Origin of the sequence: Streptomyces sp. NPDC057565, assembly GCF_042801455.1 — a bacterium.
Taxonomy (GTDB): Bacteria; Actinomycetota; Actinomycetes; order Streptomycetales; family Streptomycetaceae; genus Streptomyces; species Streptomyces yanii.
In genome coordinates this window covers 1-12,268 of the sequence record NZ_JBHVFU010000036.1, presented here as the reverse complement: position 1 = coordinate 12,268, position 12,268 = coordinate 1, and the positions used below count along the sequence as shown (strand labels likewise).

10 protein-coding genes and 1 pseudogene are annotated in these 12,268 nt (G+C 69.3%); 7 read left to right on the top strand and 4 right to left on the bottom strand.

Annotated elements, in window-relative coordinates; all coding sequences use genetic code 11:
* Positions 1–143: 143 nt before the first annotated feature.
* Positions 144–1,172: an alcohol dehydrogenase catalytic domain-containing protein gene (locus ACFU8W_RS36420; protein WP_384046843.1), complete on the bottom strand. Its 1,029-nt coding sequence runs from the start codon at positions 1,170–1,172 to the stop codon at positions 144–146.
* A gap of 125 nt (positions 1,173–1,297) precedes the next feature.
* Here ACFU8W_RS36420 and ACFU8W_RS36415 point away from each other — a divergent pair, with 125 nt between their 5' ends.
* The 6 genes from ACFU8W_RS36415 to ACFU8W_RS36390 all read left to right on the top strand — a co-directional run bounded on the left by ACFU8W_RS36415 (position 1,298) and on the right by ACFU8W_RS36390 (position 8,794).
* Entirely contained in the window at positions 1,298–2,188 is an 891-nt protein-coding gene (locus tag ACFU8W_RS36415; protein WP_384046840.1) for a LysR family transcriptional regulator, read from the top strand.
* A 130-nt stretch (positions 2,189–2,318) separates the two neighbouring features.
* Positions 2,319–2,600: a hypothetical protein gene (locus ACFU8W_RS36410; RefSeq protein ID WP_384046838.1), complete on the top strand. Its 282-nt coding sequence runs from the start codon at positions 2,319–2,321 to the stop codon at positions 2,598–2,600.
* A 304-nt stretch (positions 2,601–2,904) separates the two neighbouring features.
* Positions 2,905–3,438: a DinB family protein gene (locus ACFU8W_RS36405; protein WP_384046835.1), complete on the top strand. Its 534-nt coding sequence runs from the start codon at positions 2,905–2,907 to the stop codon at positions 3,436–3,438.
* Positions 3,439–3,766: 328 nt separating this feature from the next.
* The gene (locus ACFU8W_RS36400; protein WP_384046832.1) at positions 3,767–4,207 is read left to right on the top strand and encodes an Lrp/AsnC family transcriptional regulator; all 441 of its coding nucleotides are present in this window, start codon (positions 3,767–3,769) and stop codon (positions 4,205–4,207) included.
* A gap of 51 nt (positions 4,208–4,258) precedes the next feature.
* Positions 4,259–7,216 carry an aminotransferase gene (locus tag ACFU8W_RS36395; protein ID WP_384046828.1) on the top strand — a complete coding sequence of 986 codons (2,958 nt, stop codon included), beginning with the start codon at positions 4,259–4,261 and terminating at the stop codon, positions 7,214–7,216.
* Positions 7,217–7,399: 183 nt separating this feature from the next.
* Positions 7,400–8,794 (top strand): NAD(P)/FAD-dependent oxidoreductase, encoded by a 1,395-nt coding sequence (locus tag ACFU8W_RS36390; RefSeq protein WP_384046826.1) that lies wholly within the window; start codon positions 7,400–7,402, stop codon positions 8,792–8,794.
* Between the two features lie 187 nt (positions 8,795–8,981).
* Here the strand turns inward: ACFU8W_RS36390 and ACFU8W_RS36385 are convergent, their stop codons facing one another.
* Both ACFU8W_RS36385 and ACFU8W_RS36380 read right to left on the bottom strand, forming a co-directional pair.
* Positions 8,982–9,371 carry a DUF2255 family protein gene (locus ACFU8W_RS36385; protein WP_384046823.1) on the bottom strand — a complete coding sequence of 130 codons (390 nt, stop codon included), beginning with the start codon at positions 9,369–9,371 and terminating at the stop codon, positions 8,982–8,984.
* A complete protein-coding gene (locus ACFU8W_RS36380) occupies positions 9,368–10,246 on the bottom strand; it encodes a helix-turn-helix domain-containing protein (RefSeq protein WP_384046820.1) in 879 nt (292 codons plus the stop codon). The genes ACFU8W_RS36385 and ACFU8W_RS36380 overlap by 4 nt, the downstream gene beginning before the upstream one ends.
* A 195-nt stretch (positions 10,247–10,441) precedes the next feature.
* Between ACFU8W_RS36380 and ACFU8W_RS36375 the strand changes: the two genes are divergently transcribed.
* A complete protein-coding gene (locus ACFU8W_RS36375) occupies positions 10,442–11,365 on the top strand; it encodes an alpha/beta hydrolase (protein WP_384046817.1) in 924 nt (307 codons plus the stop codon).
* 132 nt (positions 11,366–11,497) lie between these two features.
* On the opposite strand, the pseudogene ACFU8W_RS36370 reads toward ACFU8W_RS36375, so the two are convergent.
* Positions 11,498–11,830, bottom strand: a pseudogene (locus ACFU8W_RS36370) (transposase family protein); the annotation flags it as partial.
* Positions 11,831–12,268 lie beyond the last annotated feature (438 nt).

The following is a 12,268-nucleotide window of genomic DNA, read 5'->3' as shown; positions in this document are numbered from 1 at the left end:
TTTCCTTTCTGATCAGGCCGAACCCCCGCTGTCGTCGGTGGTGTTTGGGCATCCGGCTTCTGGGGGCGTGCCGAGCCGGTGGCATCAAGGCAGGGCTGGGGCCGCGCCGTGACGGCGGCGCGGGGCGAAGCGGAAGGGTGTGGCTACTCGCCGTCGGCGGTGTCCAGGACGATGCGGAAGCGGGGTTCTCCGGAGCGCAGCCGGGTCACAGCTTCACCGGCCCGCGCCAGCGGCATGCGCTCGATCATCGGCCGTACGCCGTTGGTGACGGCGAACTGCATCGCTTCCTCCGTCTCGCGCGCGCTGCCGGTCAGGTGTCCGGTGATGGTGTGGCCGTTCATGACAAGCTGAGCCGCCGGTACGGTCACGGATCCCGCGTCGACGCCGACGAGGGTGAGTTGTCCGTGCGTGTTCAGCCCGGTGAGCAGTTCGTCCACGGGGGCGGTGGAGGAGGCGGTGTGGACGATGAGGTCGGCGCCGCCGAGTTCCTTCAGAGCGGCTCCGGGTGCCTGGGCGTTGCTGTCGATGTAGTGGTGGGCGCCGAGGTCGCGGGCGAGCTTCTCACGGTCGGAGCCCCGGGCGATGGCGATGGTCTCGTAACCGAGCTTCGCCGCGAACTGGACGGCCAGGTGCCCCAGGCCGCCGAGCCCGAACACGGCGACGCGACCGCCCTCGCGCGTGCCGGCCTTGCGGACGGCATTGAAGGTCGTCACGCCGGCGCAGCCGAACGGGGCGGCGTCGAACAGGTCGAGTCCGTCGGGGATGCGCGCGAGCGCGTCGGCGGGCACGGTGATGCTCTGGGCCCAGCCGCCCGGGTAGGACAGGCCGGGAACCCTGCGTTCAGGGCAGTGGACGACGTCACCCGCCCGGCAGGGCGCGCAGTGCCCGCAGCTGCCGCCGAACCAGCCGACGGCCACCCGCTCCCCGACCGACCAGCCCTCGACCCGGTCGCCCATCTCGGCGATGACACCGGCGACCTCGTGTCCCGGGGTGACCGGGAAGGACGTGCCCGCGCCGGTGGCTGCGGCCGTCCCGACGTCGGCGTTGCACACACCGCTCGCCGTGACGGACACCCGGACCCACTTGCCCGTCGGCGGCGTCGTCTCGACCACGGAGGGGTTAAGAGGGCCCCGGGCCTCGGTCACGACCATGGCCACGGCAGTGTCTGACATGGTGCCTTTCCATTCCGAACACAAAGATGCATATAGCTGCTGGTTATGCTGAATCAGCAGGGCCTCCACCGTAGGCACAGGAACACAAGCCCGGTAGGGGACATCAATGAATGGAGCGATAAGGCATGGCTATGATCGATCGCCTGAATCTCGAAGGCCTTCGATACGCACAGGCAGTCTCCGAGACCAAGTCGTTCAGCGCCGCCGCACGCGCTTACGGTGTCACCCAGCCCGCCCTGTCCAACGGCATCGCCAAGCTGGAGGAACGTCTCGGCGACAAGCTGTTCGACCGGTCGCCGCGCGGGGTCACCCAGACGGCGTTCGGCGCCCGGATCCTGCCTTTGATCGAGCGTGCCCTGGTCGCGCTCGACGCCGTCGCGGCGGAGGCCAGGCGGCTGACCGAACCCGGCGAGCAGAAGATCCGCATGGGCGTCTCGCCCCTGATCGGCTCGCACCTGGTCGCGCGGGCGTTCAGCAAGGTGCGCGACCTGCCCGCCCCCCGCGACCTCGTGCTACGCGAGGCAAACATGCAGGACCTGCGCGAATGTCTGCTGGCCGGCCAACTCGACATCATTCTGATCCCGGCCGTGACCGCGATGCCGCGCTTCGAGCACCGGGTCATCGACGTCGAGCCCGTCGTCGTCGTCAGCCCCGATTCCGCGGACGCGGCACCACTCGAACTGGAAGAAGCCGGCAAAGAGTGCTTCATCCTCGTTCCGGACACCTGCGGCCTGACCACATTCACCACACAGCTTTTCCAGGCCCGCCAAATGCCCCTGCACACGTATCCGGGAGAAGCCGCCAGCTACCAGGTCCTGGAGGACTGGACGAAGCTGGGCCTGGGCTCGGCCATGGTCCCCCGCTCCAAGCTCACCTCGCCCGACGTGCCCCACCGGCCCCTGATGGACGAGGGCCGCGAGGTGCAGATCTCCTTCGAAGCAGTCTGGAGCGCCGACTCCCCGCTCGGCGCGGACCTTCTCCGCCTTGCCGACAACCTCGCGGCCGCCCGCCGCTAGCCATACGCGCTTCTTATAGCCCGATTCAAAGGGATCCTCCACCGGACGCCATGAGGACCGCCTAACTTGGCAGATGGGTTGCGGCACCTACCGCGCTACTCCGTCCCTGCCGATCGAGCGAGGCATAACCATGGCGTATCTTGAGATCACCCTGCAGGTTGACCCGGCCGACCGCGTCGCGGCCGTCGGCGTGTATCAGAAGTACAAGCAGCCGTTCCTGGAGACCATCCCTGGGGCCACCGGCAAGGAGCTCCTTGTCCGCGACGAGGACGTCCAGGTCCTCCACGGCTTCCGGAGCGTGGCCGACGCGAAGGCGTACCTGGAGAGCGACCTGTTCACCCGCGATGTGGTCGGCGGTCTGTCCCCGCTGCTGAAGGCGGCACCCGACGTGCGCCTCTACGACACCGTCTGACCCCTCCCGGAACCGTCCGGGCAGGCCCCCGCCCACGAGGCGCCCGCCGCGCATGCCAGCGCCCCATGGCTGCACCCGTCGGCGCGAGCCACGACGCCGAAGAAGCCAAGCACGAAGTCGCCTACGGGCGGGGCACCAGCCTGTAGGTCGGCGGTGCGATCGAGATCGCCCTCGTCACCACAGTCCGCAGCCGTGCCCACGCGCCTGTCGAACACGGACAGTTCCTGCCTGGCGAAGAGGACCGCTCGCACCTGACGCATCCTCACTTCCTCCTTCTCCTCCCCCAACACCGACAGGTGAAGTCATGCACGAACTCCAAGCCCTACTCCGCGAGTACGACCGTGCCCGCGCTTACACCGATGACCTGTGGAGAGACCTCACTCCGGACGAGGTGACCTGGCGACCGCACGAGGACTCCAGTGCCATCGGCTGGCATCTCGGCCACCAGGCCCACGTCGCCCACTTCATGATCCGCAACCTCACCGCGGCCGAGCCCAGCCCGGACCCGGAACTGGACGGGCTCATGGACTCGGCGAATCCGGAGAAGTTCCGCGGCACGCTGCCCACCGTCGAGCGGCTCACCGCCTTCCGGAACACCGTCGCCGAACGCGTCCACGCCCGCATCGGCGACATCGCCGCCGGCAACGTCGGTGCCCCCACCCAACTGACCGTCGTCGGGTTCCACTTGCTGACCGCACTGATCAACCACGAATACCAGCACGACCAGTGGATCAGCGAGGTCCGTGCCGAAAACCTCGGCCACGCGCTCCCGCCCGACCCCGCCTCGGACGCACTCAGCCGCGTCGACGGCTACCTCGTCCTCAACCCCTACGCCTGACCGGCACACCAGACCCCCCTTCCCTCGTCCGGGCAACCCGCCTGCAACGGCAGGGACGGCACCGCTCCGCCCGGAGTCCGACGGATCTCCGCGCGCGCTCAGAGGAAGGGCCGTCCCTGCGGCGACAGCGGGAACAGATGTCCCGCCGCTGCCGGCCCGGGATGCCGCCATGGCCGGAAACGTCACAGAGCCGAGGAGCACTCTCGAGAGTCCAGAACACGTGATCCGCTCGATCCGAGCGTGAATACAGTTGATTCAAGCGTGACTATCCGGCATTGTGCTTGAAACAAGCGCATGACCTGCCGGTCACGCAGGAGAGAGGTGCTTCATGGACGACATCGACCAGGCCATCCTGCGAGAGCTGCAGGTCGACGGTCGCATCCCCTACGCCGATCTGGGACCGAAGGTGGGGCTGTCGCCTTCGGCCGCAAGGCTCCGGCTGCAGCGATTGATCGACAGCAAGGCGGTCCAGGTCGTCGGAGTGACCGACCCGATGACCATGGGCCAGCAGACGATGGCGCTCCTGGGCCTGCGCGTCGACGGCGATCCCCGGGCGGTGGCCGATGAACTGTCCCGACACGACGAAGTCGTGTACACGGTCCTGACGGCCGGCAACTTCGACCTGTTCGCGGAGGTCGTGTGCAGTCAGCCTCGTGATCTTCTGGACTTCATCAACGACGTCGTGCGGCCCGTCGAGGGTGTCGCATCCGTGGAGAACTTCCCCTACTTCGCGATTCACACCCACCGCTTCTTGTGGCACGTCGACTGAGGCATCGGAGCGTCCCAACCCAGCCTGCCCGCACCAGCCGAGGAACCCTGCATGCTGCGCAACGAGTACCGCACGATCGACTTCTTCGCTGAAGACGCACTTCCCGCACCACAGGTGACACCGGCCGAGGCAGAGCGCATCGCCACCGAGCACCTCGGCATCACCGCTCGCGCGCAGGCGCTGGGAAGCCAGCAGGACGTCAACTTCCTGCTGCACACCGACGACGGGACGCCCGTGGCGATTCTGAAGATCGCCAACCCCGCCTTCGACGCCATCGAGATCGAAGCCCAGGACACCGCCGCCGACCTGATCGCCTCGGCGCACCCGGAACTGCGCATCGCCACCGTCCTGCTCCGCCCTGACGGCTCCCCGCGTCGCACGACGGTGGACACCAGGTGCGGGCCGGCCGTCGCGCGGCTGCTGCGCTACCTGCCCGGTGGCCCGCTGTCGGGACCCCGGCACCTGTCACCGGCCACGATGGCGGCCATGGGCACTGTCGCCGCGAAAGTCAGCACCGCCCTGCGCGACTTCCGGCACCCGGGCCTCGAGCGCGTTCTCCAGTGGGACCCGCAGCACGCCGACCGCGTCGTCGCCAAGCTCGCAGAGCACATCGACGAGCCCGACCGGCGCGCCGCCGTCCAGGCCGCGACCGCCGAGGCCTGGGCACGCGTCCAGAGGGTTGCCGCCGTGCTGCCGTCGCAGCCCGTGCACCTGGACCTCACCGACGACAATCTGATCCGCTGCCCCGACCGCCGCCTGACGATGCCCGACGGCGTCATCGACTTCGGCGACCTGACCACGAGCTGGGCGGTCGGCGAACTCGCCGTGTCGCTCTCCTCGATGCTCCACCACGAAGGCGTCGAGCCCCATCACGTGCTGGCCGCCGTCCGCGCCTTCCACGCCGTTCGGCCGCTCTCCCAGGAGGAGGCGGAGGCGTTGTGGCCGCTGGTGGTCCTGCGCGCCGCCGTCCTGGTCGCCAGCGGGCGGCACCAGGCCGCCGTCGACGGGGACAACGCCTATGCCAAGGCCGCGCTCGACCGCGAGTGGCACATATTCGAGCAGGCCGCCCACCTGCCCCTGCCGGTGATGATCCACCTCGTCAAGGACGCGACCGGCCTGGCCGACGTGCCCGCTCAGGCCGATTCACCGGTGCACCCTCTCCTGCGGGACGTCGCCGCCGACGACATCACCCTCGTCGACCTGTCCACCGGCGCCGACTCCATGGACCACGGAGCCTGGCTCGAAGCCGGCATCGAGGACCGGCTGGCCGCCACCGCGCTCGCGGGCGGAGCGGTCGCGGTCGCCACCCGGTACGCCCGTACACGGCTTACTCAGGCGTCGGCCTTGTCAGCCGTCTCCGCCGCCACCGTGCCCACCGGCATCGACCTGTGGCTCGGCCGGGCCACCGTGGTGCAGGCCCCCACCGCGGGGAAGGTCCTCGCCGCGGCACCGGGCCGTGTGGAGATCGCCCACGGCCCACAGGTGCTGACGCTGTCCTTCGGCACGGTCCACCCGATGGTCACCACCGGTGCAACGGTCCAGGCAGGCGAAGACGTCGCCCATCTCTCCTCCGGAACCTCTTTCCACATCGCGCTGCGCGACGCCGACAGCCCTGCCGTCCCTCCCCTGGTCCGCCCCGAGTACGCCGCCGGCTGGCTCGCGCTCACCACCGACCCCGCCCCGCTCCTCGGTCTCCCTGCCCCCGGCCTTACGCCGCAGAAGGACGACCTGCTCGACCGGCGTGACGCCGTATTCGCGACCGTGCAGGAGCACTACTACACCAGCCCTCCCCGTATCGAGCGTGGTTGGCGCCACCATCTCCTCTCCACCGACGGCCGCTCGTACCTTGACATCGTCAACAACGTCACCCCGTTGGGCCACGCCCACCCCCGCGTCGAACAGGCGGTCTCCCGGCAGCTGCGACGGCTGAACACCAACTCGCGCTTCCACTACGCCTCGGTGGTGGAGTTCACCGAACGCCTCGCCGCCCTCCTTCCCGACCCTCTGGACACGGTGTTCCTCGTCAACTCCGGTTCCGAGGCGGTGGATCTGGGCCTCCGACTGGCCATCGGCGCCTCCGGCCGACACGACGTCGTCGCATTGCGCGAGGCGTACCACGGCTGGACGTACGCCTCCGACGCAGTCTCCACCTCACTCCAGGACAACCCGAACGCCCTCGCCACCCGTCCGAACTGGGTCCACACAGTGGACTCGCCCAACTCCTACCGCGGCCGGCACCGTGGGGCGGATGCCGTGCGCTACGGGCCCGAGGCAGTCGCCGTGATCGACGAGCTGGCCGCGTCCGGCCGCCCGGCAGGAGCATTCATCGGCGAGACCTACTACGGCAACGCCGGAGGAGTCGCCCTTCCCGACGGCTATCTCGCCGACGTATACGCGGCGGTACGGCGTCACGGCGGCCTGGCCGTCGCCGATGAGGTCCAGGTCGGGTACGGCCGCCTGGGACACTGGTTCTGGGGCTTCGAGCAGCAGCAGGTCGTCCCCGACATCGTCTGTGTCGCCAAGGCCATGGGCAACGGACACCCCCTCGGCGCCGTCATCACGTCCAAGGAGGTCGCGGACCGGTACCGCGACCAGGGCTACTTCTTCTCCTCCACCGGAGGCAGCCCGGTCTCCAGCGTCGTGGGCCTCACCGTCCTGGACACCCTGCGTGACGAGGACCTCCAAGGCAATGCGGTGCGCGTCGGCGGCCACCTGAAGCGCCGGATGAAGGCACTGGCCGACCGCTACGGCATCATCGGCGCCGTCCACGGCTCGGGCCTCTACCTCGGCCTCGAACTCGTCCGGGACCGCGTCAGCCTGGAACCCGCCACAGAAGAGACCGCCGAACTCTGCGACCGCATGCTGGACCTCGGCGTGATCGTCCAGCCCACCGGGGACCACCTCAACATCCTGAAGATCAAGCCACCTTTGTGCATCGACACCACCGCGGCCGACTTCTTCGTCGACACGCTGGACCACGCCCTCGCCCAACTCGGCCACTCCCACTGACGCGTAGGCGCGCAGACACCGCCCTCCTGCTCGAACGGATCGCATACGAAGCGGGATGGCGTCTCCAGTGTGCACGCAAACCCTTACGTCAAATTCATTGACGGTATTGGCGGAGGCCGGTTCTCCTCAGCGGCTCCTCCGAAGGACCGCACGCCTGACGTCTCCACCACCAGAAGGACCCCCATGGATCCCCTGCTCTCGCTCCAGGACTCCGATCCCACTCCGTTCTGGCTCGACGACCCCCGCCGGCCCCAGGCAACCCCCGCCCTCGTCGGCGGCACCAGCTGCGACCTGCTGGTCGTCGGCGGCGGCTACACGGGCCTGTGGACCGCTCTCGTCGCCAAGGAACGCACCCCCTCCGCCGACGTCGTCCTCGTCGAGGCCACCGAGGCCGGCGGCGCCGCCTCGGGCCGCAACGGCGGCTTCTGCGAGTCGAGCCTCACGCACGGACTCGCCAACGGCCTGGCACGCTGGCCCGACGAGATCGGCGTCCTCGAGCGCCTCGGCCGGGAGAACCTCCAAGCCATGGAAGACACCCTCGCACGCCACTCGATCGACTGCGACTGGGAACGCACCGGCTCCCTCGTCGTCGCCACCGAGCCGCACCAGGTCGGCTGGCTCGCCAAGGAGGCCGAGACAGCCGCCCGCCACGGCGCCACCGTCACCGTCCTGGACACCGACGCCGTCCGTGCCGAGATCAACTCCCCCACCTTCCTCGGCGCCGTCTGGAACAAGAACGACATCGCCATGGTCAACCCGGCGCGACTCGCCTGGGGCCTCAAGCGCGCCTGCCTCGAACTCGGCGTCCGAATCCACGAACACACCCCGGCCCTCGCCCTCGATGAGCACGGCGCCCTTGTCTCCGTCCGTACTCCTTACGGCCGGATCACCGCCCGCCGCGTCGCACTCGCCACCAACGCGTACCCCTCCCTCGTCCGCCGGCACCGCCTCTACACCGTGCCCGTGTACGACTACGCGCTCATGACCGAACCGCTCAGCGCGCAACAGCTCGCCTCGGTCGGCTGGCGCAACCGGCAGGGCTGGGCCGGCACCGCAAACTACTTCCACTACGTCCGGATCTCGGCCGACAACCGGATCCTGTGGGGCGGTTACGACGTCGTATACCGCTATGGTGCCCACGTCCGCTCCGAGCACGACCAGCGCCCCAAGACGTTCGCCACCCTCGCGCGCCAGTTCTTCAGGACCTTCCCCCAGTTGGAGGGCATCCGCTTCAGCCACGCCTGGGGCGGCGCCATCGATGCGAGCACCCGGTTCTGTGCCTTTTTCGACACCAGCCACCACGGCAAGGTCGCCTACACCGCCGGCTTCACCGGGCTCGGCGTCGGCGCCACGCGCTTCGGCGCCGAGGTGATGCTCGACCTGCTGGCCGGCGAGCACACCGAGCGCACCGCCCTCGACCTCATACGACGCAAACCGCTGCCCTTCCCGCCCGAGCCCGTCCGTTCCCTGGGCATCGGCATCACCCAGCGGTCCCTCGCCCGCGCCGACCGCAACAAGGGCCGCCGGGACCTGTGGCTGCGGTCCCTCGACCGTTTGGGCCTCGGCTTCGGCACCTGACACGTCAGCGCCGCTGCTGCAGGCCACCACGATTCGGCTCGCGGGGGCCTTCTCCTTCAATGCGCCCGATACTGGCGAAACGGGAGATCACGGCAGCGGCGGAACTCTCGTGACAAGCAGTCTCGCCGGACCGCTCGGCGGTGAGCGTGCGCTGCTGCGCGCTGAAGTCGCCCGGGGTCTCGTTCCGTCAGCGGACCAGGTCCGTGGCGCCGTTCGACGAGGGCGCCGGGTCGATCCGTATCGTCGCGGCGTGTGCCGCGGGGCTCGCGGCGAGAGGGCCGGCCGCCTGTCCGTACTTGTTCCGGTAGGCGGTGTCGATCTCGGAGGCGGGGCTGGTATCACAGGTTTCCAGGAGGACGTCGCGGGTGACGGTCCCCACCCGGATCTGTCCGTGGCTGCGCTTCTGCGCCGCCTGGTACCAGCGGGACCGGACCCCTCGGTAGGCGCGGACATACAGCTCGCCGCGGACCAGGACCATACCGAGCTCCACGCCGGGGTGACCGTCGTCCCCGGCGGTCAGGACGAGGGATTCGAACCCGGTGAGAAGGGCGAGATCTTCGGGTCTCCAGGCCGTCATCGCGTCAGGTCCTCCGTCCGGTCGGTGCTCGGTTGCCGGGTGGTCCATGAGGTGAGGATGCGCAGGGCGTCGTGGGAGGGGCTGCCGGGTTCGGCGGTCAGGATCATCAGGCGCTGTCCGGAGCCGTCGGGGCTGGTCCAGGTGTCGCAGTCGAGGGTGAGGTCGCCCACCAGGTGGTGGCGGTAGCGCTTGGTGCCGTAACTGGCGCTGTTGACGCGGTGTTCGGCCCACCAGCTGCGGAAGTCGGGGTCCTGGACGGACAGTTCGCCGACGAGCTGGGCGAGCTCGGGATCGTCGGGGTCGGCCGCGGCCTCCATGCGCAGCGCGGCGACGGCTTCCCGGGCGTCGTGGGCCCAGTCCTGGTGCAGCTGCCGGACCACCGGGTTCGTGAACAGCAGCCGCATGTAGTTGCGTCGGTGGGTCGGGATGGCGGCGAAGTCGGTGTAGAGGGCTACGGCGGCGGGGTTCCAGGCCAGGATGTCCAGGCGTTTGCCAAGGACGAGCGCGGGGGTTTCGGTGAGCTGGTCGAGCAGACGTCGCATGGCGGGACGCAGACGTTGGGCGGGTCGGCGGCGGCGTGGGTGGGCGTCGGTTCGGCCGGCGAGTTCGTAGAGGTATTTCTGCTGGTCGTCGTCGAGGCGCAGGGCGCGGGCCAGGGTGGTGAGCACGGGTACGGATGCCCGGACGCGGCCCTGTTCCAGTCGTGTGTAGTAATCAACGCTGATGGCGGCGAGCTGGGCGACCTCCTCGCGGCGCAGTCCGGCGACTTTGCGGGCGGAGTCCGTCTCGGGAAGGCCGCATTCCCGCGGTGTCAGCTGGGCCCGGCGTGCCTTGAGGAAGGCGCCCAGCGCCCGGGAGTCGGAGTCTGAAGTCATGCTCTCCAGTGTCATTGCACCGCGAGGACCACGGCACATGTTTGAGGGGGCAAGTTCTTTCCCAGGCAGAAACCTGGCTCTCCCGCTCGTGTGGAAGCTGACGGAACGTGGATGTGTGCCCGGCAGGGTGCGGGCCCCGGGTCCGCCACGCGGGTGCGTTACGACACGTCATCACCATCTTACGGAGAGTCCCTCATGGCCCAGACCACCGTCAGCTTCAACAGCGCCGGCATCCCGCTCGCCGGCCACCTCTACACCCCCGACGCTCCGACGCCGGGTCCGCGGCCGGCACTCGTGGTCGGTCACCCCGGCACCAGCGTGAAGGAACAGACCTCCGGCACGTATGCACAGCGGATGGCCGAGCGCGGTTTCGTCACCCTTGCCTTCGACGCCGCACACCAGGGCGAGTCCGGTGGCCTGCCGCGCGGCCTGGAGGACCCGGCCCAGCGGGTGGAGGACTTCAAGGCCGCGGTGTCCTACCTCACCACCCTCGACGAGGTCGACGCCGACCGGATCGGCCTGCTGGGCATCTGCGCCTCTGGCAGCTACTCGCTGGCCGCCACCGGCGGCGACCACCGCGTCAAGGCCGTGGCCACCGTGTCCACCGCCGAGCCCGCCCGCCAGTTCCGTCTCGGCGCGGACGGCACCCAGGACCCGGCCGTCTTCCAGGCCCTGCTGGACGCCGCCGCCCAGGCCCGTACCGCCGCCGCACGCAGCGAGGACCCCGGCGTGATGACCATGTTCCCGGAGACCGCCGAGCAGGCCCGCGCGCTCGGCGGCGAGCACGGCATCGAAGGTTTCGAGTACTACTGCACCCCCCGAGGCGAGCACGAACGCTCCGCGAAGTTCCTGGCCTGGGAGAGCATCGACAGGATGGCCTTCCACGACGCCTTCTTCGCCGTCCCGCTGATCGGCGACCGCCCGATCCTCCAGATCATCGGCGAACGTGCCGTCACCGCCTGGATGGCCGTCGAGGCCCACCAGCGCGCCACCGGCCCCAAGGAGATCCACTGGATCAAGGGCGCCAGCCACGTCGACCTCTACGACAAGAAGGAATACATCGACCCCGCCATCGACAAGCTCACCGACTTCTACACCACCTACCTCACCACCAACTGATGAGCACTCCGCGACGGGTACGGACCTCGAGGATGTTGTCAGCCACCTGGAGACAGTCCTCCGGGGTGCGACGAGCGACGGCGACCGCGTCGAAAGCACAGTGGCGGGACTGTCGTTGAACGATCCAGCCGTCTATTCGGCGGGGGTCGGGTTGTGGAGGCGGGCGATGCCGAGCAAGGCGTGATGGACGCCATCGCCTTTGAGACGGCAGTCCCGGAGGATCTTCCAGGTCTTCATTCGGGCGAAAGCGTGCTCAACACGGGCCCGGATCCGCTTGTGTGAGTTGTTGTGCTTCAGCTTCCGGTCGGCGAGGTCGTGACCTTTGCGGCGGCGGTGGGGCACGACGAGGCCGCTGCGCGGATAACCGCCGTCGGCGACGGTCATCGTGTTGCCGACGGCGACTTCGGCGCCGGATTCCTCCCACGTCCTGCAGTCGTTGCGGTTGCCTGGCAGTGGCCGGCCGATCGATGGCCACCGGACCGTGCTGTGGCCGACCGAGGACGGTGTCCGGCTGCAGTCGAGGACGGACCGCGACGTCACCTCGCTCTGGATGGATCTCGCGGTGCCGCCAGGCGTCTGCCGCCCGACGTGATCCTGAATGGTGAGGCCGTGGTGTACGTCGCCGACGACGAAGGCACCGCACGGATCAGCTTCGGGGCGGCGGCCAGGCGGGGGTGGGTGGTCGCAGTGGTCAAGCGTCGGGCGGCTGCCCGGGCTGTCTGCTGGCGGCGGTCGTGCCGTTGTCATCGATCCCCGGCGGCAGGTGTCGGCGGGGTGGATGAGGGGTCCCCCATTCGGCCCGCAGTGGTTGCTGGTGCGCGTAGTTGGAGGTGGGCTGTCAGTACGCCTGGCGATCGTCGCGGGCGCCAAGAGGGCGGCGTATCCCCTGCCGAACGAGCGGGG

Excerpts from the sequence above, each read along its gene's own strand:
- ACFU8W_RS36420 (WP_384046843.1), bottom strand. The coding sequence starts at position 1,172 with ATGTCAGACACTGCCGTGGCCATGGTCGTGACCGAGGCCCGGGGCCCT.
- ACFU8W_RS36415 (WP_384046840.1), top strand. The coding sequence starts at position 1,298 with ATGGCTATGATCGATCGCCTGAATCTCGAAGGCCTTCGATACGCACAG.
- ACFU8W_RS36410 (WP_384046838.1), top strand. The coding sequence starts at position 2,319 with ATGGCGTATCTTGAGATCACCCTGCAGGTTGACCCGGCCGACCGCGTC.
- ACFU8W_RS36405 (WP_384046835.1), top strand. The coding sequence starts at position 2,905 with ATGCACGAACTCCAAGCCCTACTCCGCGAGTACGACCGTGCCCGCGCT.
- ACFU8W_RS36400 (WP_384046832.1), top strand. The coding sequence starts at position 3,767 with ATGGACGACATCGACCAGGCCATCCTGCGAGAGCTGCAGGTCGACGGT.
- ACFU8W_RS36395 (WP_384046828.1), top strand. The coding sequence starts at position 4,259 with ATGCTGCGCAACGAGTACCGCACGATCGACTTCTTCGCTGAAGACGCA.
- ACFU8W_RS36390 (WP_384046826.1), top strand. The coding sequence starts at position 7,400 with ATGGATCCCCTGCTCTCGCTCCAGGACTCCGATCCCACTCCGTTCTGG.
- ACFU8W_RS36385 (WP_384046823.1), bottom strand. The coding sequence starts at position 9,371 with ATGACGGCCTGGAGACCCGAAGATCTCGCCCTTCTCACCGGGTTCGAA.
- ACFU8W_RS36380 (WP_384046820.1), bottom strand. The coding sequence starts at position 10,246 with ATGACTTCAGACTCCGACTCCCGGGCGCTGGGCGCCTTCCTCAAGGCA.
- ACFU8W_RS36375 (WP_384046817.1), top strand. The coding sequence starts at position 10,442 with ATGGCCCAGACCACCGTCAGCTTCAACAGCGCCGGCATCCCGCTCGCC.